This window comes from Sphingopyxis sp. GW821-FHT12C06 (assembly GCF_058807415.1).
This window is the reverse complement of record NZ_JBXAQR010000005.1, coordinates 270,369-292,039: the sequence shown is the minus strand read 5'-3', so window position 1 is coordinate 292,039 and position 21,671 is coordinate 270,369. Positions and strand designations below refer to the sequence as shown.

The 21,671-nt window shown below is 64.1% G+C and carries 18 protein-coding genes and 1 tRNA gene; 7 read left to right on the top strand and 12 right to left on the bottom strand.

Annotated features, from left to right (window positions below; translation table 11 throughout):
• Nucleotides 1-4: 4 nt before the first annotated feature.
• The 4 genes from AC1RRJ_RS16650 to gdhA all read right to left on the bottom strand — a co-directional run bounded on the left by AC1RRJ_RS16650 (nt 5) and on the right by gdhA (nt 6,958).
• Nucleotides 5-1,921, bottom strand: a complete 1,917-nt coding sequence (locus AC1RRJ_RS16650) for a hypothetical protein (protein ID WP_493124651.1) — start codon at nt 1,919-1,921, stop codon at nt 5-7.
• 3 nt (nt 1,922-1,924) lie between these two features.
• Entirely contained in the window at nt 1,925-3,901 is a 1,977-nt protein-coding gene (locus AC1RRJ_RS16645) for a heme-binding protein (protein WP_493124649.1), read from the bottom strand.
• Nucleotides 3,902-3,904: 3 nt separating this feature from the next.
• Entirely contained in the window at nt 3,905-5,359 is a 1,455-nt protein-coding gene (locus tag AC1RRJ_RS16640) for a multiheme c-type cytochrome (protein WP_493124647.1), read from the bottom strand.
• Nucleotides 5,360-5,602: 243 nt separating this feature from the next.
• On the bottom strand, nt 5,603-6,958 hold the full coding sequence (gene gdhA, locus AC1RRJ_RS16635; protein WP_493124645.1) for an NADP-specific glutamate dehydrogenase: 1,356 nt from the start codon (nt 6,956-6,958) through the stop codon (nt 5,603-5,605).
• Between the two features lie 159 nt (nt 6,959-7,117).
• Between gdhA and AC1RRJ_RS16630 the strand changes: the two genes are divergently transcribed.
• The gene (locus tag AC1RRJ_RS16630; RefSeq protein WP_493124643.1) at nt 7,118-8,065 is read left to right on the top strand and encodes a tetratricopeptide repeat protein; all 948 of its coding nucleotides are present in this window, start codon (nt 7,118-7,120) and stop codon (nt 8,063-8,065) included.
• A gap of 203 nt (nt 8,066-8,268) precedes the next feature.
• Here the strand turns inward: AC1RRJ_RS16630 and putA are convergent, their stop codons facing one another.
• Nucleotides 8,269-11,367 carry a bifunctional proline dehydrogenase/L-glutamate gamma-semialdehyde dehydrogenase PutA gene (putA, locus tag AC1RRJ_RS16625; RefSeq protein ID WP_493124641.1) on the bottom strand — a complete coding sequence of 1,033 codons (3,099 nt, stop codon included), beginning with the start codon at nt 11,365-11,367 and terminating at the stop codon, nt 8,269-8,271.
• 98 nt (nt 11,368-11,465) lie between these two features.
• Between putA and AC1RRJ_RS16620 the strand changes: the two genes are divergently transcribed.
• The gene (locus AC1RRJ_RS16620) at nt 11,466-11,936 is read left to right on the top strand and encodes an Lrp/AsnC family transcriptional regulator (RefSeq protein WP_493124638.1); all 471 of its coding nucleotides are present in this window, start codon (nt 11,466-11,468) and stop codon (nt 11,934-11,936) included.
• Between the two features lie 135 nt (nt 11,937-12,071).
• Nucleotides 12,072-12,145: transfer RNA gene (locus AC1RRJ_RS16615), tRNA-Gly, on the top strand.
• On the opposite strand, the gene AC1RRJ_RS16610 is transcribed toward AC1RRJ_RS16615, so the two are convergent.
• Nucleotides 12,111-12,908: a transglutaminase-like domain-containing protein gene (locus AC1RRJ_RS16610; RefSeq protein WP_493124636.1), complete on the bottom strand. Its 798-nt coding sequence runs from the start codon at nt 12,906-12,908 to the stop codon at nt 12,111-12,113. The two genes, AC1RRJ_RS16615 and AC1RRJ_RS16610, sit on opposite strands and share 35 nt — an antisense overlap.
• 120 nt (nt 12,909-13,028) lie before the next feature.
• Between AC1RRJ_RS16610 and AC1RRJ_RS16605 the strand changes: the two genes are divergently transcribed.
• On the top strand, nt 13,029-14,276 hold the full coding sequence (locus AC1RRJ_RS16605; RefSeq protein WP_493124634.1) for an MFS transporter: 1,248 nt from the start codon (nt 13,029-13,031) through the stop codon (nt 14,274-14,276).
• Here AC1RRJ_RS16605 and AC1RRJ_RS16600 read toward each other — a convergent pair.
• Nucleotides 14,249-15,010: a competence/damage-inducible protein A gene (locus AC1RRJ_RS16600; RefSeq protein WP_493124632.1), complete on the bottom strand. Its 762-nt coding sequence runs from the start codon at nt 15,008-15,010 to the stop codon at nt 14,249-14,251. The genes AC1RRJ_RS16605 and AC1RRJ_RS16600 overlap by 28 nt on opposite strands.
• A gap of 107 nt (nt 15,011-15,117) precedes the next feature.
• On the opposite strand from AC1RRJ_RS16600, the gene AC1RRJ_RS16595 reads away from it, so the two are divergent.
• Nucleotides 15,118-15,753 (top strand): glutathione S-transferase family protein, encoded by a 636-nt coding sequence (locus AC1RRJ_RS16595; RefSeq protein ID WP_493124630.1) that lies wholly within the window; start codon nt 15,118-15,120, stop codon nt 15,751-15,753.
• Between the two features lie 247 nt (nt 15,754-16,000).
• Here AC1RRJ_RS16595 and AC1RRJ_RS16590 read toward each other — a convergent pair whose 3' ends face one another.
• Nucleotides 16,001-16,729, bottom strand: a complete 729-nt coding sequence (locus AC1RRJ_RS16590) for a Bax inhibitor-1/YccA family protein (RefSeq protein ID WP_493124628.1) — start codon at nt 16,727-16,729, stop codon at nt 16,001-16,003.
• Nucleotides 16,730-16,870: 141 nt separating this feature from the next.
• Between AC1RRJ_RS16590 and thpR the strand changes: the two genes are divergently transcribed.
• Complete coding sequence (gene thpR, locus AC1RRJ_RS16585; RefSeq protein WP_493124626.1) at nt 16,871-17,488, top strand: RNA 2',3'-cyclic phosphodiesterase; 618 nt, start codon at nt 16,871-16,873, stop codon at nt 17,486-17,488.
• Here the strand turns inward: thpR and AC1RRJ_RS16580 are convergent.
• The gene (locus AC1RRJ_RS16580) at nt 17,395-17,883 is read right to left on the bottom strand and encodes a low molecular weight protein-tyrosine-phosphatase (RefSeq protein ID WP_493124624.1); all 489 of its coding nucleotides are present in this window, start codon (nt 17,881-17,883) and stop codon (nt 17,395-17,397) included. The two genes, thpR and AC1RRJ_RS16580, sit on opposite strands and share 94 nt — an antisense overlap.
• Before the next feature lie 115 nt (nt 17,884-17,998).
• On the opposite strand from AC1RRJ_RS16580, the gene AC1RRJ_RS16575 reads away from it, so the two are divergent.
• Nucleotides 17,999-19,597 carry a spinster family MFS transporter gene (locus AC1RRJ_RS16575; protein WP_493124621.1) on the top strand — a complete coding sequence of 533 codons (1,599 nt, stop codon included), beginning with the start codon at nt 17,999-18,001 and terminating at the stop codon, nt 19,595-19,597.
• Between the two features lie 102 nt (nt 19,598-19,699).
• Here AC1RRJ_RS16575 and AC1RRJ_RS16570 read toward each other — a convergent pair whose 3' ends face one another.
• The 3 genes from AC1RRJ_RS16570 to AC1RRJ_RS16560 form a co-directional block, all read right to left on the bottom strand.
• On the bottom strand, nt 19,700-20,272 hold the full coding sequence (locus AC1RRJ_RS16570; protein WP_493124619.1) for a superoxide dismutase family protein: 573 nt from the start codon (nt 20,270-20,272) through the stop codon (nt 19,700-19,702).
• Nucleotides 20,273-20,634: 362 nt separating this feature from the next.
• The gene (locus AC1RRJ_RS16565) at nt 20,635-21,060 is read right to left on the bottom strand and encodes an ExbD/TolR family protein (protein WP_438324475.1); all 426 of its coding nucleotides are present in this window, start codon (nt 21,058-21,060) and stop codon (nt 20,635-20,637) included.
• A 34-nt stretch (nt 21,061-21,094) separates the two neighbouring features.
• Complete coding sequence (locus AC1RRJ_RS16560) at nt 21,095-21,613, bottom strand: ExbD/TolR family protein (protein WP_493124616.1); 519 nt, start codon at nt 21,611-21,613, stop codon at nt 21,095-21,097.
• Nucleotides 21,614-21,671: the final 58 nt, after the last annotated feature.

The window sequence follows — 21,671 nt, the reverse complement described above, 5'->3', positions numbered from 1 at the left end:
TAACCTAGAAACTCAAAATCATATTGGCGAGGATCGAGACATAGGCGTCCTCGCGGTTCTTGTTCTCGAACAAATCCTGAAATCCGTCGCCCGGCAGCAGCACCGCGGCGCTGAGGCGCCCGACGATATTTTGCGTCGCCTTGGGCCGCCAGATCGCCGCCGCCGACAGGTCGAAGCCGATATCCTTGGGGATCGACCCTTCCATGCGCAGCGCCTGCAAGGTCGCGGTATTTTCGAACCAGAGGTGGTTGAAATTGGTGCTGATGCGAAACTCGGGCGACAGGTCGAAATCGGCGCCGGCGCCGAGGAAGATCGTCCCGGGGTTGTTGAAATTCGACTGCCCCTCTTCCTTCGACGAGCGCAGCGAGTTCAAGATACCGTTGCGGCCGCTGATCGAAATAACGCGCCCACCGCCGGCAAAGGGGATCGTCTGGCGAATCCAGTAGCTGGTGTCGGCGCCGCCGAAGATCGGATTTTCGAAGATCGCGTCGAAACCACCCTCGGTCTTGTTATACGGATCGCTATCGCCGGTCGCATAGAGCCCCGACAGGCGGAAACGCATCCAGTCATAGTCGTAGCTGAGCTCGGCGGCGGCGAAGCCCGCGCGAATATCGGCGGGCTTGCTGGTGAAGAAGCTGTTCCGGTCCTCGCCCAGCGCGGCATAAAAGCTCGCGGTGACGTTGATCCGTCCGATCCGTCCGTCGGCGCTGTAACCCAGATAGACGACATCATATTCGCGCCCGCGCAAATCGCCGATCAGCGCCGGGCGGACCGGGAAGCCATTATGGTCGATCTGGATGTCGTTCTTTTCGCGGTTCATATTGTAGGTCGCGCTGATCTGGCTGGTCAGCCCGACGAACGGGAAATCCTGGCGATAAAGATTGGCCGTCAGGACGAAATCATCGCGCGGGGTCTGGGTGATGTCGTTGAGGCCGCTGTTGGTATCCTTCTCCAGTCGCCAGAAGGCCGCGAGATTGTATTGGAAGCGGTTGTTGTCGCGGTTGCCGAACAGGCGGATGCCAAGCTGGCTGTCGTTGAACAGAAAGCCACGGAAATCACTCTGGAACGGCTGGATGCCGATGCGGATCGAGTGAAAATCGAACCGGTCGCTGTCGTTGCCGAGATGCTTGTCGACGAACAATTCCTGCACGCCGAGAAAAGAGTCATAGCGATGGCTCGGCTCGGACGGGCGCACGTCGAGAACGCGCCGTTCGGGCACGTCGACATAATTGGCCTGATAGGCGAGGGTCAGCCGATATTCAACATCGGGCGGCTTGAACGCGGTCGATCCCTTGATCAGCGCGACCCCGCCGATGAAGGTCTGTGCGAGCACGAAGCTGCGGCTTTTCCCGAACACGTCGAGGCTGCCCGGCCGCTCAGTCGTCTGGACCCCGTTCGGAATCGGGAAGGTTCGCGGTTCGAACACCGTATCGGACACCGCATTGGCAATGAAGAACCAGTCGTCGCCCTTGATCGGCAACCATTTGACCTTGCCGGGGTCGATCGGCCGGTCACCCTTCAGCGTGTTCTGATGATAGGGATCGAACCAGCGTTCCTTGACCACCCCCAGCGTCTCGATCAGCCGCCAGCGGTCGGGAATCGGAAGCTGGTTCTCGATCCCCGGAAAGGCTTGCGGTGGCGGCGGACGGAGCGCGCCGACATTATCCTGCGTGAGCTGATCGGGCAGGTCGGGGCTGTAACCCGGACGGCGGCGGCCTTCGAGGATCTCGGTGATCAGGCCGTCGTCCACCATCTCGTGCCAGTCGACCGGCGGCGGCGGCGGGGTCAGTTCCTCAGGCGGCGATGGCTCGGCCGCTTCAGCGGTAGCGGAAGGTTCAGGTGGTGGCGCGACGACGTCCGCGGGCGCCCCCTGCGCCGCGAGGCTCGCGATGATCGGCCAAAGACTGCCCCCCGCCATCATGACCTACAGCCCCTCACAGACATTTTGCTGCTGCGTGTCGAGGAAGGGCGCGAAGGGGCAGCTGATATAGCGCAGCCGCACTTTCTTGTTGTCGGCGAGCGTCACGACGACATTGTCCGAACGCATCGCCATCGGCGCATTGCCGATCCCGCCGACGCGCGCGCCGCCATTATGCGCGCCCAGAAAGCTGATCATATCATCCTGATCGATACCATCGCCCGACACACCGATCGCGCCGACAAGCGTGCTGCCGCGATAAATCGGGACCGATCCCGGAAAAATCTGAATGCCATTTTGCAGCCGGTTCTGGCCGGGCGCAACATCAGGCAAGGTCGTGCAGCGTTGCGGCGTGTCGGTCAGGCTCGCCCCCGAAACGAAACCCAGATGCGCGCCGACATTGCCGATGATCAGCGCCGATTGCAGCCCGGTCGAGAAGGGATTGAACTGCGCGATCGGCCGCGACAGCGGACCGTGCGGACGCCCGACCTCGCCATCGGGAAAATAGGGCCGCGACAGATTGCCGTTCGCACGGTCGGGGAAAGCGATCGTGCCCGTAAGCGCCGTCGGATTGTTCAGAAATGTCCGCGTCGCGGTGACGAATTGGCGAATGTCGGCGCTGGCGTTGGCGCTGAGTTCCGTTCCCGCTTGCGCGTTCGAGAAGAACGCCGCAGTCCGCGCCTTTTGCAAGGACACGTCGGTGCCGAAAATCGGCGCATCGGGCGAGCGCACGATCCCGAGAGCGACGCCATGCGTGTCGACGATGCTGATCGTCACCTGCGCGCGGCTGTCGAGCGGACGGCGGATCTGCGCGCGTGCGCGGCTCATCACCGCAAAGGCTTCCTCGAGCACCGCGCGGGCTTCGGCCTGCGTCAACGGCGCACTGATGCTCGCACCATCAGTGCCGGCCCGGATCGGGTAGCGGTTGGTACCGCTGCCGTCAGTCAGAACAAAGGCGTCGCGGTTCGAAAATTCGGCGGCGGTCGAGGCGCGGATGCCCGACGCTTCGGTGCCATAGGTCGCCCCGGCGGTGATCGCGGCATTGGCATAGCCGATTACCGCGACCAGATTGCCCGCGACGCCGTTGAGGCTGGCGAAACTCGCCCCGCCGCTGGTCTTCAGCCCGCCGAAGGTCGCATCGGAAAAGCGCAAGGTCGTGCCGTCGACTGCAATCCGGTCGGCGATGATCGTCGCTGGCGCCTCGAACCCGCGCGTGCCGGCGAGCGCGATAAACTCTTCGGGGTCGTTGTCGATGTCGAGGATATTGGGGTCGCTGCCGTAAACGCCGTCGCCCATCACCCCGACGCCGCCGACGAGCACGCCATTTTTATAGAGCGGCAACCCGCCCGGATCGGCGGCGAGGCCGAGCGGCGAGCGTTTCGGGCCGATCAGCGCCGCGCCGCCCCCCGCGCCGAAACGGCTGCTGAGGTCGCTGCACGGCAGCTGGCTGAACTGCACGCCAAACAGCGGCCCGCTTTCGAGCCCGATCGTCGTCGGGGCGGGCGGGAAATGTTCCTGGACGATCTGGCTCGCGGTACGGGTCGAAAAGGCGTTGCCGCCACTTGAGAGATAGGCGCCAGTCACCGCTTTCGCGATCGCGCCGCCCTCGGCGGGGAAAGTCACATTTTGCGCGTCGATGCTGACGCCATTGGGGGCGGGCGCCGTCGTCGCGGTGGCGCGCGCGCCGTTCATGCGGAACACGCCGAGCACATTGCCGACGCGGTCGGTCACCGCGATCACCGACGGCAAATTGCGCGCCTGCGCCTCGGCGATCGCCTGCGCGAGCACACGCTCGACGTCGCTGCTGCTCAACGCCTCGGCGGCGGGCGGGGTGTAGAGCCCGCCGGTCGGCGTGGGGGTTGGCGTCGGGACGGGTGTCGGTGTCGGCGTGCTTCCGCCACCACCGCCACCGCAGGACGTCAGCAATAACGCGCCCAGCACGGGAAAAGCTACCGAACGGAAAAGGCGGGTCTTATGTCGCATCACTTAACGCAGCGCCCGGATTGCGCGCACGGCGCTGCCGAACGAGCCTTGGAAATCGGCAGGTTTATAGGCGTTGGGGTCTTTCACTGCGACATAAGCGCGGTCGATGTCGCCGCGGATGCCCGCAGCTGCGCCGACTGTGATCCGCCCTGAGGACACCAGCGCGTTGAGCAGGGTATCGACCCCCATCACCGCCTGCTGCGATCCCGAATAATCGGTGAAGCGGTCGCTGATCGCTTTCGCCGCGATCGCGTCGATCATCGCAAAGGCATCGGTACCCGAAAACCCGCGCGAGGCGAAACTGCTCTTGAGCGCCGCGACCGTCTGCGACAGCTGCGATGCGGCGTTGACCGCGCTCGCGCGGTCGGTCGCCATCGCCTTGTGGAAAGCCACGGTACGCGCCGAGAGCTGATCGGCGAGCGCCGGTGACGCGAGCCGCGCGGCGGCAGCGAGCATAATCAGATTTTCGTCATTATAGGGCGGCATGCCCTCGGGAATAGCGCGGCCGGGATTATCCATGCTCGTCTTCACCGGCTTCGCCTGATCGAAAATGCGACGGTGACAGCTGTGGCAATCGAGGAAATAGAATTCGGGGAACATCCCCTCGGTCCCGCGCTTCGACTGGAAGAGGGCAAGGCTGCGCTCGATCGCGGTCGCCTGCCCGACCGCCCACATCTGGACATGATCGGTACGCCCGGTCGGCGAACCGAACTTGCGCCAGCCATAATCAGCGTCTTCCTGATGATGCGCTTGCAGCGACGAGAAGAGATCGAGTTCGAAGCTGATGCGCGGATGCCCCGCCGCCATAATGCGATGAGTGACGAACTGCCCCTCACCCGCCGAACCGAAATGGCAGTCGACGCACACGGCCGCGCGGACCAACGGATCTTCGAGCTTCTTGAGCCCTGCCGACAGGTTCGCGAGATGCTTTTGGCGCATTTCGGCGTCGGGATTGGCGTTGGTGCCGACCCCGGCATAATGGCTGGCGATCCAGCCGCCTGCGGGACCGTGGCACGATTCGCAGCCGACGCCATCCTCGAGCGGCACGCTGCCACGGCTCGCGCCCTTTGCGGCGACTGCGCCTGCTGTGCTGTGACAGCCAAGGCACATCGGCGCCGTCGCGGGATCGCCGATTCCGAGGTTGCGTGCGATAAACTGGCTGCGGCTGTTACCGAGAACCGCCCAGGCGCGGCTGTGTGCGCCGCCGGGGGTCGAGGGTTCCTGCCATTTCATCAGCTCGTCCTGGCGGACGACGGTGCCGTCGCCCTCCATCCGGCCGTGGCAGGTCGATCCGGCGCAGGAGGCGACGCCGGTGTAACGCGTACCGCCTTCGCCCTGCGAACGCGCAGGCGGAGCGGCGAGGATGGCGGCAATGGCAAGCGCGAGCAGCATCAACGCCAGCGCGGCAAACGCCGACCATGGTCGATCCCCGCGCTTCTTTTCCGCGTGCGTCGTCATCCGCGAAAACCCCTTTCACCCCGCCCGGACGCTTTTGCGCCTCAAGCCTCTACCCCGGAAACGGTATCGACACCCCGCCGACCGGTCCCATCAGAGCCATTTCGATGCCCATTCGGGATTTGACCGATTTTGTCCATCGCCGCGTCGACAAATAGCGGAATATTTTCATATGCCTGTGTCGTAGCGCATAGCGTTGGACCAATCGCGTCAAACCCGCGAACAGGCCGCTTGCCGAACCCTTTCCTAGACCACGCCGAACGCCAGCATCGCATCGGCCACCTTCTTGAAGCCGGCGATATTCGCGCCCTTCACATAGTCGATATAGCCGCCGCCCTGATCGCCATAGGTGATGCAGCTGGTGTGGATGCCGTCCATGATGTCCTTGAGCATCTGTTGCAGCTCGCCTTCGCTCCACGCGCGCCGGCCGCTGTTCTGGCTCATCTCGAGCCCCGACACCGCGACGCCGCCGGCATTGGCCGCCTTGCCCGGTGCGAACATGATCTTCGCATCCTTGAAGACATGCACGCCCTCGAGGTTCGTCGGCATGTTCGCCCCCTCGCTGACCGCGATGCAGCCGTTTTTGACCAGCATCTTCGCATCGTCGCCGAGCAGCTCATTCTGCGTCGCGCATGGCAGCGCGACATCGCACGGAACGCCCCACGGGGTTTTGCCCGCGGTGAAGGTCGCGCTTTTGAACTCGGCGCAATAATCCTCAATCCGGCCGCGGCGGTGCGTCTTGTGCGCCTTCACCCAGTCGATTTTTTCCTGGGTGATGCCGTCGGGATCGTGAATGAAGCCCCCCGAATCCGAGAAGGTGAGCACTTTACCGCCCAGCTGGACGATCTTTTCCGCGGCATGCGTCGCGACATTGCCCGAGCCCGAGATGACCGCGGTCTTGCCGACCAGATCCTGGCCCTTGGCCGCGAGCATATTGGCGAGGAAGTAAACCGCGCCATAGCCCGTCGCCTCGGTGCGGATCAGCGACCCGCCCCATTCGAGCCCCTTGCCGGTGAGCACCCCGGTGAACTCGTTGGTGATCCGCTTGTACTGGCCGAACATGAAACCGATTTCGCGGCCGCCGACGCCGATGTCGCCCGCCGGAACATCGATGTCGGCGCCGATGTGGCGATACAGCTCGGTCATGAAGCTTTGGCAAAAGCGCATGATCTCGCGTACGCTCTTGCCCTTGGGGTTGAAGTTCGATCCGCCCTTGCCGCCGCCCATCGGCAGCCCGGTCAGCGCATTTTTGAACGTCTGTTCGAACGCGAGGAATTTGAGGACGCTTTCGGTGACGCTCGGGTGGAAACGAATGCCGCCCTTATACGGCCCGATCGCATTGTTGTTCTGGACCCGCCAGCCGCGCTGGACACGAATATTGCCATTATCGTCTTCCCAGCAGACGCGGAACGACACGACCCGGTCGGGCTCGGCGATCCGGCGCAAAATCTGCTGTGCGTGATACTCTTCCTTGTCGGCGATGAAGTCGAAAATATCTTCCGAGACTTCCTGAACCGCCTGAACGAACTCGGGTTGACCCGGATTGCGCTTTTTGACGCCCTCCATGAACGTCGAAAAATCGACGTGATCCGAAACTGCCATGCACCCCTCCCCTGTTGTGACTGGGAAAGCCGGCGCGACCCCTGACGATTTTATCGTTGACCGACCTTACGGAAGAAAGGCTACACCATCGCCGGGCAAAGGCAAGACGGCGCATGTCGCCGCGCGGCTTTATTTGCGGAACCGACCAAAGGGGCAAAAATGAACGAGAGCAATGGCATGGCGAAGGCCAAGACCGGGGGCATGACGGGCACCAACCGGGCGATATTGATCGCCGCCTTCGCGCTGCTGACGGCCGCTATCGGCTATGCGATCTGGCGCGATTCCGCGCCATCCGCCTCTGATCCCGCCGCACAGGCAGCGGCGCCGTCCGACCAGCTTGCCGCATTGGAAGCCCGCACCCGAAGCGAGCCGAACAGTGCCGAGGCGTGGACCGCGCTCGGCGCCGCGCGCTTCGACCTTGGCGATTATAAGGGCGCTGCCGCTGCTTACGAGAAAGGCGTCGCCATCGCCTCCGATTCGGCAGGGCTGTGGTCGGCGCTTGGCGAAGCCCGCGTGATGGCGAGCGATCGCGACCCCATGCCCGCAAACGCGCTCGAAGCGTTCCAGAAGGCAATCGCGCTCGACGCCAAGGATCCGCGTGCGCGCTATTTCATGGCGGTGAAGAAGGATATTGGCGGCGATCACAAGGGCGCGATCGACGACTGGTTCGCGCTGCTCGCCGACACGCCGCAGGGCGCGCCGTGGGAGGCGGACCTGCGCCGCACGATCGAACAGGTCGGGAAGATCCACAAGATCGACGTCGCCGCGCGGCTCGCAGCCACCCGGCCCCGCGCGCTGACCGCCGACGAAATGCCCGTCGCCGCGCGCGCCATTCCCGGCCCGAGCCGATCCGACATGGAAGCCGCGTCGCAATTGCCCAAGGGCCAGCAGGACGCGATGATCGAAGGCATGGTGAGCGGACTGGAAGCGAAACTGAAAGCCGACCCCGCGAACGTCGACCGCTGGATCATGCTGATGCGCAGCCGCATGACGCTGGGCGAAACATCGAAAGCCGCGCAGGCCCTGAAAGACGGCATCGCGGCCAATCCGGGAGCCGCCGGACGGTTGAAGGCACAGGCGCAACTGCTCGGAGTGCCGGGGGCATAATCCCCACTGGCACCCGAGCGAGAAAAGGCTATGCTGGCTCCGCTGCGGGGGGAACCATAACATAGGGTCGCCGCGGCACTACGCCGCGAGACGATTTCGGACGTATTTGCCCGGGACAGTGCGTCCACTCTGTATCGGGCCTCGTGGTACAATCCGAACAGCTGATGCACGGGCGATTGCGCCAGCATATCAGCATCGGAACCCTAGCCCGCCATCAGCGCCGCATTGCCACCCGCCGCCGTGATATCGGTCGAGATCGTCTTTTCCTCGGCGAAGCGGTGCAGATAATGCGGACCGCCGGCCTTCGGCCCCGTCCCCGACAGCCCACGCCCGCCGAAGGGCTGCGAACCGACGATCGCGCCGATCTGGTTGCGGTTGACATAGACATTGCCGACCTGCGCCCGCGCCGCGACATGCGCCGCGACCGCATCGATGCGCGTGTGGACGCCAAGGGTCAGGCCGTAACCCGACGCGTTGATCGCATCGATCAGCTGGTCGAGCTCGCCCGCCTTCCATGTCGCGACGTGCAGCACGGGGCCGAAAATCTCGCGCTTCAAATCGGTCACGGCATCGAGGCGGATCAGCGCCGGCGGAACGAAATGCCCATCGACAGGAAGGTTGGTGCGGCCCGCTTCGGCTATCACACGCCCTGCGCTACGCGCTTCGCCAACATAAGCATCAATATTCGCCTGCGCCTCGTCATCGATGATCGGGCCGACGTCGGTCGCGAGCAGCGCCGGATCGCCAATGTTGAGTTCGGCCATCGCGCCCGCGACCATTTCGATCATCGTCTCGGCGACATCCTCCTGCACGCAGAGCAGGCGCAGCGCCGAACAGCGCTGCCCCGCCGACTGGAAGGCCGAAGCGACGGCGTCGCGCGCGACCTGTTCGGGCAGCGCGGTCGAATCGACGATCATGGCATTGGCGCCACCGGTTTCGGCGATCAGCGTCGCAATCGGCCCGTCGCGCATCGCGAGGCCGCGGTTGATCGCGCGCGCGACCTCGGTCGATCCGGTGAAGGCGACCCCGATGATGTCGGCATGGCCGGTCAGCGCCGCGCCGACGGTCTCGCCGCGTCCGGGCAGATAATGGAGTATATCGCCGGGCACTCCGGCTTCGAGCAATATCTCGACCGCCGCATGCGCAATCAGGGGGGTCTGTTCGGCGGGCTTGGCGAGCACGGCATTGCCCGCCGCGAGCGCCGCCGACACCTGGCCGAGGAAGATCGCGAGTGGGAAGTTCCACGGGCTGATACACGCGAAAATGCCTTTGCCTTCGAGCATCAGTTCGTTGCGCTCGCCGGTCGGCCCCGGAAGCACGACCGGATGGGTAAAGCCGGCGCGCGCCTGCCCCGCATAATAGCGCAGAAAATCGACGGCTTCGCGGACCTCGGCGATCGCGTCGACCAATGTCTTGCCCGCCTCGTCGATCGCGAGGCCAAGGAACAGCGCGTCGCGTTCCTCGATCAGGTCGGCGGCGCGGTCGAGCCGTTCGGCGCGGAAGGCGCCGCCCGCAAGGCTCCAGTCGTCCTGTGCCGCGCGCGCGGCGGCCACAGCAGCGGCCACAGCAGCAGCATCGGCCTCGATCACGCGGCCCACGATAGCGCCGGTGGCGGGATTACGCACCGCATCGCCCGTGCCGCCGCGCGCTTCGCCGCCGACCAGCGGCGCCGCGACGATATCGCTGCGCCGCGCCTTGGCGATCGCGGCGACCAGCGCCTCGGGCACGCCCGGTTCGCCCAGATCATAGCCGCGCGAGTTGCGGCGTTCGGCGCCGTAGAGGCCAAGCCCGGTCGCGATCTTTGGCGCCGGGGCGTTCGCGATGCTGCGCGGATCGACCGCGAGTTCCTCGGCGGTGACATCGGGGTCGGAGAATTGATGGACGAAGCTGGAGTTCGCGCCATTTTCGAGCAGGCGGCGGACGAGATAGGCGAGCAGGTCGCGGTGGGTGCCTACGGGGGCATAGACGCGCACCGGGCGCGGCGGCGGGAAGAGCGCGACGAGCGCGTCGTGCGCGCCCTCGCCCATGCCGTGCAGCCGCTGCAGCTCATAATCGGCGCCCGTAAACAGCTCGGCGACAAAGGCCAGCGTCATCGCATTGTGGCTGGCGAAGGCTGGATAGATGCAATCCTGACAATCGCGCAGCAATTGCGCGCAGCGCAGATAATTGAGGTCGGTGTGCGCCTTTGCGGTGAAGACCGGGAAATCGGCCAGCCCCAGGACCTGCGCGCGCTTGATCTCGGTATCCCAATAGGCACCCTTCACGAGGCGCATCGACACTTTGACGCCGCGCGCGCGGGCGCGCGCCGCGAGCCAGCCGATCACCGCCGGCGCGCGCTTCTGATAGGCCTGAATCACGATGCCAAGTCCGGTCCAGCCGTCGGCGATCCCGGCATCGAGCAGGGCCGCGAACACATCCATATGTGGCTCCAGCCGGTCGCTTTCCTCGGCGTCGATCATCAACGGAATGTTCACCGCGCGCGCCGCCTGCGCGAGTTCGATGACATGCGGGGTCAGTTCGTCGCGCACCCGCGCGGGCTGGAGATATTCGTAGCGGGGATGGAGCGCCGACAGCTTGATCGAAATGCCATGATTGGCGTGCGGGTCGCCGGGCTTCGCATCGCGGCCGATGCGCTGGATCGCGTCAGCGTAGCTGTCATAGTAACGCGCGGCATCCCCTGCGGTGCGCGCCGCTTCGCCAAGCATGTCAAAGCTCGCGAGTTCGGACTTGTCCTTGTCGGCGCGCTTGACCGCGGCGTCGATCGTCTCGCCCATCACGAACTGCTGGCCGAGCATCTTCATCGCCGCGAGCGCCGCCTGGCGGATCACCGGCTCACCCGAACGGCGAACCATCGACTTGAGCAAAGTCAGCGGATTCGCCTTGCTGCCCATCGCATCGAGCATCAGCGTCGCCGACCCGAGCGACAGGCCGCGCGACGACAAGGCGACGATCAGCGGGCTATCGCCATCATCACCATCGGCCCAGTGCCGCCCGGCGATCTTGTCACGGATCAGCGCGTTCGCGGTCGCATTGTCGGGAACACGCAGCAGCGCCTCGGCGAGGCACATCAGCACGACGCCTTCCTCGGTCGACAGACGGTACCGGTTCATCAGCTGCGCGACCAGCGTCTCGCGCTCGCCCTCCGCCTTCGCCTTGCGAATCAGCGCCAGTCCGCGGCGCGTCACCGCATCGACGCTGGCGGGAGAGGTCGCGAGCGTGGCGCGCAGTTCGGCGACAAGCTCGGTTTCGGAACGACGGGCGAGGGCGCGCACTGCGGTGCGATCGGGAGAAGATGTGGTCATACATCCTCCATAAAGCATGGAGTGAAGGCAATCTGCCTTCATATGCCGCACTGAAACTATGTTTTGACCTATTTTCTCGGATTATATAGGCGAAACATATGAAAAATGGATCATCAACAGTCGATATGGATGCATTCGACCGAAAAATCCTGTCCATCCTGCGCCAGGACGGGCGGATCACCTTTACCGATCTCGCCCAGCAGGTCGGCCTGTCGAAAACCCCGTGCCAGCAGCGAGTGAAGCGATTGCAGCAAAGCGGCGTGATCATCGGTTTTCGCGCGATCGTCGATCCCGCCAAGGTCGGGCTCGACCATGTTGCCTTCACCGAGGTCAAACTTTCGGACACGCGCGAAACGGCGCTGAAACAGTTCAACGCTGCGGTGCGCGAGATGCACGAGGTCGAGGAATGCCACATGATCGCGAGCAGCTTCGACTATCTGCTCAAGGTCCGCACCTCCGACATCCGCCGGTACCGGATCATATTGGGCGAGAAAATCTCCAGCCTGCCCTTCGTCGCCAGCACATCAACCTTCGTCGCGATGGAAACGATCAGCGAAGCCGCGCGCTGAACGCAGAGCCATCGTCGCACCCGCGCATCAGGGGATTGACCGGCGCGTTCGAAGACGGCAAAGCCCGTGCCGTCAGCCGATACTGTAAAACGCCCTGTAAAACAGGCAGCGAAGTTACGGCCAGATGGTTGAAATGCGGGTGTAGCTCAATGGCAGAGCAGAAGCTTCCCAAGCTTACGACGAGGGTTCGATTCCCTTCACCCGCTCCACCGTCACCTGCTGGTTCAACATCCGGATGTCGCCATAAGCGGTCAGGAAGCTGATGTCGGCGGCATCGCGGCCGACAGCGATCTTGGCCATTTCGGATTCCTTCGCCATGCCGGTCGCGTCGACCAGATGCCATTCGCCGTCCAGATACACCTCGGCGACGGCATGGAAATCCTGCGGTTCGACACCAAGTGCATAGACGCTGACGACGCGCGCCGGAATCGCTGCAGCGCGCGCGAGGCTGACCATCACATGGGCATAGTCGCGGCACACGCCGCGCCGCTCGACGAAGCTGTCGAGCGCATTGGTCTCGGCGTCGCTCGACCCCGCAGCATAGGTGAAATGATGTTCAATCCAGTCGCGCATCGCGCCGATCCTGGCTCCGCCCTCGACCTCCGCGAACTCGTCGTGGACGAAGTGCATGAACTTGTTCGATGCGCAGTAGCGCGATTCGTTGAGATACTGGACCGCCTCTGCCGGCAACCGGTGCATCGGCACCTTGGCGAGCGCCCGGTAATCGGCAGCGACGCGCTCGATCTCGACTGTCGCCGCATAGCGAACGTTGAGCTCGCCGCCGCTGCGCAGCCAGATGCGGTCGCCGATCATGTCCTGCGCTGCAACGCGCGCGAAAAATTCGGTCGCGCCGACGTCAAGCGTCGCCGCAACGATCGTCTGCCCGGCGGTCGCAGCCGCCTCGATATGGAGCATCAGGTCGACCGGGTCGCCAAGGCGATAGTCGAGCGTAGCGGTGATATTGAGCTTCATGGGCTGCTAACGCTCCAAAACGGAATCGGTGTCCGCAGGGACGGAACGACCGAAAAGCCATAGCATGATTTCACCGGGTCGCTGTATGGCCCGCACGCACATAAAAAGGCGAAAGCATCTGTGACCCCATCGCGTACCATCCCCTTCATCGTCGCCACCATTTTCATGGACGCGGTCGGCTTTGGCATCATCATGCCCGTACTGCCGCAACTGGTGATGGAGGTCGGCGAGCTCGACCTGCCGCACGCGATCGAGGTCGGCGCGTGGATCGGCCTCGTCATGGCGATCGCGACCTTCATCGCCTCGCCGCTGCTCGGCAATCTGTCCGACCGTTTCGGGCGGCGGCGCGTGCTGCTTCTCGCGCTCGGCGGGCTTGCGGTCGACTATGCGCTACTGACGGTGGTCGAGACATTGCCCTGGCTGTTCATCGCCCGCGCGCTGTCGGGGATCTTCGGCGGCAGCTATGCTGCGGCGCAGGCGGCGATCGCCGACATCACCAGGCCCGAAGAGCGCGCGCGCAATTTCGGCTTCGTTGGCGCGGCATTCGGCGTCGGCTTCGTCGCCGGGCCAGCGATCGGCGGCCTGCTGGGCGAGATCGGCCCGCGCGCGCCCTTCGTCGCCGCGGCGGCGCTCGCAGCCGCCAACATGCTCTATGGCTTCTTTATCTTTCCCGAAACGCTGCCGCCCGAACGCCGCCGTGCCTTTGACTGGCGCCGCGCCAATCCGCTCGGCGCGTTCCGGACGATGCGCAGCCTGCCGGGCATGGGCGGCGTCGCGAGCGTGCTGGTTCTGTGGCAGATCGCCAGCCTCGTCTATCCGATGACGTGGAGCTTTTACGGCATCGCGCAGCTTGGCTGGACGCCCGGGATGATCGGCGCGAGCCTTGCAGCAGTGGGGGTGATGATCACGCTCGGGCAGGTCTTTGTCGTAGGGCCAGCGGTCACCCGCTTCGGCGAGCGCGACGCCGCGACGCTGGGCATCCTCGTCGCGGTCGCGGTCTATGTCGGCTATGCCTTCACCACCACGACCTGGGGCGCCTTCCTGCTGCTGATCCCGGTCGCGCTGCAAGCCCCCGTCCAGCCGTCGCTGATGGCGCTTATGTCGCGCCGCGCGACGGCGGAGACGCAGGGCGAGGTGCAGGGGATTTCGGCGATGGCGATGGGGCTGGGGCAACTCGTCGCGCCGCTGCTGCTCACCGGGACGATGGCTTATTTCACCGCAGCGAACGCGCCTGTTCATTTCCCGGGCGCCGCCTTCCTCGTCGCGGCAGTCTTTGGCTTGCTCGCGGTCGTGATGCTGCGCCGACTGCCGCGCGTCACCGGCAGCGACGCATCGGCCGATCAGATCCCGCCGTCGGTCACCGCATAGCCCGCGCCTTCGATCCCTGCAGTCAGCGCGGCGACGCACGCCGCGACGCGGTCGGCATCGGTCGCCCGGATCACGAAATTGGCCCCGGTGCGCCCCTCGCGGAAAAAGGGATAGCTGCCGATCACGACGCCGTCATGGTCGCGCTCGGCGGCGCTCAAAATGTCGGCGATCTCGCTTTCGGGTGCCCACGCGCCGATCGTATGGGCAACGAGCGGCGCGCCGCCCTCGAGCGTCCCGGTCAGCGCGTCGAGCATCCCGGCGGTGATATGCGGAACCCCTGCCATGACGAAGAGACTGCCGATGCGGATGCCCGGCGCACCCGACATGCGGTTGGGGATCAGCTCGGCGCCATCAGGAGTGCGTGCCATGCGCAGCCGCGCTTCGGTCAATTCGCTGCCTCGTGCAGTATAATAACGCTCGAGAATCGCCCGCGCGTCGGGGTGGATGATGACATCGACCCCCAGCGCCCTGGCGATCGCATCGACGGTGATGTCGTCGTGGGTCGGGCCGATACCACCGGTGGTGAACACATAGTCGTAGCGGCCGCGCAGCGCATTCACCGCATCGACGATCTCTTCCGCGACATCGGGGACGATGCGCACTTCGCGAAGGCGAATCCCCTGCACGTCGAGCCAGGTCGCGATCTGCGCGACATTCTTGTCCTGCGTGCGGCCCGAGAGAATCTCGTCGCCGATCACCAGCACGGCGGCTGTCCAGATGCGTTCGTCGCTCATCGCCTTGCCTTACCCCGGCGCCGTGACAAAACAAGCACCTGCGATGGTATGACCGCAATGTTCATGTTATGTTCGATTTCGAATCATATCTGCAAGGGAGAAGTCCAATGGCCGATGAGCTGATTTTCTACACCAACCCCATGTCGCGCGGACAGATTGTCCGCTGGATGCTCGAAGAGGTCGGTGCGCCCTATGAACAGCGATTGCTCGACTATGACACGACGATGAAAGCCCCCGCCTATCTGGCGGTCAATCCAATGGGCAAGGTTCCGGCGATCGTCCATGGCGACCGGGTCGTCACCGAATGCGCCGCGATCTGCGCCTATCTGGCCGACGCCTTCCCCGACGCGAAACTGGCGCCCGCCCCCGCCGCGCGCGCCGATTATTACCGCTGGCTCTTCTTCGCTGCGGGGCCCCTCGAACAGGCGATCACCGCAAAGCAATTCGGGTTCGAGCCCAAGGCCGAACAGCAGCGGACGGCCGGCTTCGGCTCGCTTGAGGCCGCGCTGGACGGGCTCGAAAGCGCTGTCGCGGGCAAGGCGTTCGTCGCGGGCGACAGCTTCACCGCCGCCGATGTCTATGTCGGCAGCCATATCGACTGGGGGCTGCAGTTCGGCACCATCTCGTCACGCCCGGCGTTCGAGACCTATGTTGCGCCCCTGCGCGAGCGCGCGGGGTACACGCGCGCCAAAGAAATCGACAATGGCCTGATTGCAAAGATGCAGGCGGCGAACCCGGGCTGATCCGGACGTCGGCTTTGAGTGGAGTTGAGGTTGGTACCCTTCAAATTCGCCATCCCGGACTTGATCCGGGATCCATTTGCGCCAGCGTCGCCGGACGCCGGATAAAGTCCGGGGTGACGAGGAGGGCGAGGTCGCTTTTCGATCGCTAGCCGACAGCTGCTGGCAGATTTGCTACCCGACCAATGCCCAAAAGAAAAAGCCCGGCGAATCGCTTCGCCGGGCTTTCCTGTGTCCAATGTCCGTCCGCTTAGTCGCGGCTGCCCATGAGGTTGAGCAGGAAGGTGAACATGTTGACGAAGTCGAGATAGAGCGTCAGCGCGCCCATGATCACCGACTTGCCGACAAAGTCGGTCCCGCGGACATAGAAATACATGCTCTTGATCTTCTGCGTGTCATAGGCGGTGAGGCCTGCGAACAGCAGCACGCCGATGACGCTGATCGCGAGGCTGAGCGCGCTCGACTGCACGAACATATTGATCACCATCGCGACAAGGATGCCGACGACGCCCATGATCAGGAAGGTGCCGAAACCCGACAGATCCTTCTTGGTCGTATAGCCATAGAGGCTAAGGCCCAGAAAGGCTGCAGCGGTCGCGAAGAAGGTCGTTGCGATCGACGTGCCCGTGAAGGTGATGAAGATCGTCGACATCGACAGACCCATCACACCGGCATAGACCCAGAACAGAACCTGCGCCGCGGTGGTCGACAGCTTGTTGATGCCAAAGCTCAGCACCAGCACGAACGCCAGCGGTGCCAGCATCACGACCCACATCAAGGGGGTGCCAACCATAGAGGCGGTGAAGCCGCTGTTGAACGCCAGCATCGCAACGATGCCGGTGAGCAGCACGCCCGAGCCCATATAGTTGTAAACCGACAGCATGTACGACCGCAGGCCGGCATCGACGGCCTGGTCCATCGCGTTCGCGTTGGCTCCGAAACCGGAAGCCGCCACATTGGGGTCGTTCCAATTAGCCATTGTCATTACTCCATCATCGGCCAGTCCATACCGGCCGTGAGCGCCAATATCGTGATTTTCCTCTTCGCTTTCAAGCGAAACCGGACAAGCGCCCATCTTTGAGGTTTTCGCATGGCCGGAAGGGCTTATGCTGGATGCGCCATGTCGACCCATCGCCTGTTCGTCGCGCTGCGCCCGCCGCGCCCCATTCGCGCCTTGCTGATCGATGCGATGCACGGCGTTTCGGCGGCGCGCTGGCAGGATGACGACCAGCTCCACCTGACCTTGCGCTTCATCGGCGAAGTCGATCACCACCGTGCCGAGGATATCGCCGCCGCGCTCGGTGCACTTCACGCCCCCGCGATCGTCGCACGCATTGCGGGGACCAGTCTGTTCGAACGGCGCGGGCAACCGCATATGGTCTGGGCCGGGGTCGAGCCGATGGCTCCGCTCGCGGCGCTCCACCGCAAGGTCAATCAATTGCTCGCGCGCGTCGGGGTCGCTCCCGAAACGCGGGCTTTCGTGCCGCACATCACGCTGGCACGGCTCAATCGCTCCGCCGGGCCGGTGGCCCCCTTCCTCGCCCAGAGCGGCGATCTGGCGAGCCCGCCCTTCGTCTTCGATCAGGTATTGCTCTACGAAAGCGAGCTCGCACACGGCGGCGCGCGCTATCATCCCGTCGCGCGCTATCCGCTCGATGCCGACGCGTCGGCGACCAGCGCTGCCGCGACCGCCGAGACATCGTCCCACGTCGCAGCGAAACCGTCTTCGTCGCCATAATAGGGGTCGGTCACGCTGTCGCCCTGACGGCCCGGCACCAGATCGAGCATCAGCCGCAGCCGCGCCGTCGCATCGGGCGGTGCGATCGCCCGCGCGTCGCGCAGATTATTATCGTCGGCGGCGAGGATCAGGTCGAAGCGATAAAAATCGTCGCGGGTCAGCTGACGCGCGCGCAGGTCACCGATGTCGGTGCCGCGCCGAAGCGCTTCAGCCTGCGCGCGGGCATCGGGCGGGCGGCCGACATGCCAGTCACCGGTACCCGCCGAATCAAGCCTCGCGCCGATCCCGGCATCGGCAAAGGCTGCGCGCGCGGCGCCCTCGGCCAGCGGCGAGCGACAAATATTGCCGAGGCAGAGGAAAAGGACCGCGGGCCCGTTTTGTCTATCGTTGCGCATATCGCCCATCTTCACATCGTCATATAAAGTTGAACGAACATTCAACTTGCGCGCCCATCGCGCTCTGCTAGCCATGAGGGATAAAGCGATAACGGGTCAGGGAGAGAGTTGCCAGATGGCTGAAACGGTCCATGAGAATGATACTGCCCATGAGCGGGCACCGCTGCCAGTCACCAGCGCCAGCGGCTATAGCTGGTATGTTCTGGGCGTCCTCGTCGTCGTCTATATCCTCAATTTCATCGACCGGCAGATCCTCAGCATCCTCGCGGTCGACATCAAGGCCGACCTGGGGCTGACCGATGCCGATATGGGCTTTCTCGGCGGCGCCGCTTTCGCGGTCTTTTATGCCTTGTTCGGCATCCCGCTCGGCCGGCTGGCCGACAACTGGAGCCGGGTGAAACTTCTGTCAGCCGGCCTTGCGCTCTGGTCGGTCATGACCGCATTATCGGGCTTCGCCTACAACCAGTTCACCTTGACCATGGCGCGCATGGGGGTCGGCGTCGGCGAGGCGACGGCGAGCCCGACCGCCTATTCGCTGATCTCGGACTATTTTCCCAAGAAGCAGCGGGCAACCGCACTCGCCATCTATTCGTCAGGGCTTTACCTCGGCGGTGGCGTCTCGTTGTTCATCGGGGCCTTGATCGTCGAGGCATGGAACCGCGGCTATCCGGCCGGCGGCCCGATGGGGCTGGTCGGATGGCAGGCGGCATTCCTTGCGGTCGGCATTCCCGGCCTGATCCTCGCGCTGTGGGTGGCGACGCTGCGCGAGCCGGCCCGCGGCGCAATGGATGGCGTACCGACCCACGGCTCGCCCACTCCGTTCCTGGCCTTCGGAAAGGATCTGACGATGATCGTGCCGCCGCTGACACTGATCGGCGCCTGGCAGCGCGGGCCGGCTGCGCTGGCGATCAACATCGGTTTCGCGATCGCCGTAGCCGCCTTTGCCTGGTGGATGATCCTCCTGACCAGCAACGAACCGCAATGGATCGCGGTCGGTATCGGCTATTATGCCGTTTTTTCCTGGGCCTGCACGCTGCGCGCGCACGATCCTGCGACCTTCAGGCTGATCTGGGGAACCCCGGCCTTTATCTGCACGACGCTGGGCTATGGGCTGGTTGCACTTGCCGCTTACGGGCTCGCTTTCTGGTCGGCACCCTATGCCGAAACGGTGCTGGGACTGCCCAAGCAGGAGCTGGCCTTCATATTGGGCGCAAATGGCGCCCTCAGCGGCTTTGTCGGTGTGATCATCGGCGGGCGGATGGCGGATGCGCTGCGCGCGAGGAATCCGGCAGGTCGTATCCTGATGATTATCTTTGGCGTGGTCGCGCCAATCATCCCGATCTGGGTCGGCTACACCACCGAGAATGCGACTCTGTTCTATGCGATGAATTTCCTCGCAGGCATGTTCGGCGCGACCGCGCTCGGCGCCGCCGCCGCGACGACGCAGGATCTGGTGCTGCCGCGGATGCGCGGGACGGCAACCGCCGCCTTCTTCCTCGGAACCACCTTGGTCGGGCTGTCTTTCGGCCCCTATATGGTCGGTCAGATTTCCGATCTGGCCGGCACGATGGTGGGCGGCAAACCGGTCGGCGATTTGCGTACCGGGATCTTGTCGCTGATCGGCGTCGCGCCGATTGCGCTCGCGTTGTTGCTCTATGCCTATCGCGCGGTGCCGGCAGCGGAGGCGACGATCGTCGAGCGCGCTGGGGCCTGAGCTACTCCGCCGCCGACGGACGCATCCTGTTTGTCCGGGTTGAACTGTCGAGCCCCTCCCCGATCGGGAGGGGCTTGATACCGCCGGGCGCGCCGGTGGAGCTTAAGCTCCACCCTCCACGATCACACCGCAGGCGACGCGGCCGCCGCTGTTGCCGCTGGGGTCGGTCTTCATATCGTCAGGACCGGCGTGGATGACGAAAGCCGCGCCATCGGCGTCGATCACGCCGCCTTCACCCGTCAGCCGGGTGCCGACGAGCCGCAGCGTCGCGCGGCCGATGGTGTCGGTTTCGACCACCAGATTGGGCAGGTCGCCGTGATGCGCACCCAGCGGATTGTCGCGGCCATGCTGCGCGCCGGTGGGGTTCCAGTGCGGACCCGCGCTGGTGAAGGCGGGCGCATCGCACTGCCCAACGGCGTGGACGTGCATGCCATAGGTTCCGGCGGCAAAGCCGCGCGCAACGACCTCGAGCCGGAGGCCGCTGCTGTCCTTGAAAATATCGACGCGACCGCGATCGGCGCCGCGTGCGTCGACCAGCTGGGCATGGGCGTCGGGAACGGGCAGGTTCGCGGCGGGCTTTTTGTCGCCGCCCATGGAAGCGCAGCCTGCCAGCGCCAGCGCACCCAGCGCAACGACGCCCTGCAACACAAAGCGCTTTCTGGAGGTCGTGTTCATGATTTTTCTCCCCGATAATCCAACTGATATCACAACGCCGTAGCGGCGTTTTTCGATCCCGCCCAGTCAGGATGCGCTTATTCGGCGCCGGTTCCAATAGCGATATGACGAAAACCGTGGCGCAGCCGTTCGTCGCAGCGATAAATGTTGGGCAAGTCGGGGAGCAGGCTGTCGGCCATGCGGGCAGCGGGCCATGCGAGATCAAGCGCGCGGCAGTCAGGTGGTGAAAATGTCAGGTTCCGGGCGTCCGCCGCCGCCAGCGCATCACGCTCGTGAATCGAAATGCGGCCCGAATGGCGCAAAAGAAAAGGCCGCGAATCGCTTCGCGGCCCTTCCCGTCACACGGATTTTCCGATCAGCGATCAGAAAACGCGCGCATATTGTTCGTTGCCGACAAAGCCGAGCTTGCCGACTCCGCTGCGCTTCACCACCGCCATGACATTGTCGACGATATAGTAACGCGCATAGGGGTCAGGCTGGACCTGCAATTCCGGTTCGACAGGCAGTGCCTTGGTCTGTTCCAGATAATTTGCCAGCTGCGCCAGATCGACCGGCGTCCCGTTCCAGGTGATCGTCCCTGCGGGGTCGATCATCACCTTGTTCTTTTGCGGATCGACGTTGCTCGGATTCTCATTCGGCACCGGAAGGTCGATCTTCACCGCGTGAGTCTGGACCGGGATGGTGATGATGAACATGATGAGGAGCACGAGCATGACGTCGATCAGCGGCGTCGTGTTCATATCCATCATCGGTTCGTTGTCGTCCCGATCTCCAACTGCCATGGACATGGGTTTATTCCTTTTATCTATGCCGGAACCGCCCTTAGAGGCGGCTCACCGCGATCGAACCAGCGGCCGGTTCGGAAATGAACCCGATCTTCTGGAAACCAGCGAACTGCATGGTGTAGATCACCCCGCCGATGCACTGGTACGGCGTGTTGATGTCGCCGCGGATATGCACTTCGGGGAAATTTTCCTCGGTGATATTCTGCGGTCCGCCGATATCCTCGAGCAGCTGCTTCAGCTTTTCCTGTCCGCGCTCGAGCAATTGCTTCGAATCGACCGGGGTCTGGCCCCAATAGACTTCGCACGCCGGGCTTTCGGGGTTGGGTTCGCCGTCGCCGTCGGTGTCCGCCGAACGAACCGACAGCAGAACATTTTCAGGCTTGGTCGTCGTCACCTCAAACTGCACGTCGGGCAGCTTGAGGTTCACCGTCTCCAGCACCACGGGAACCGTGATGAGGAAGATGATGAGCAACACCAGCATGATGTCCACGAGCGGCGTCGTGTTGATTTCCGACATGGGGGCGTCTTCGCCCTTATTGCCTGCACTCATCGCCATAGGATTAGCATCCTGTCACAAAATTTCTATCATGGACCTGGGCGGCCGCCGCAAGCGG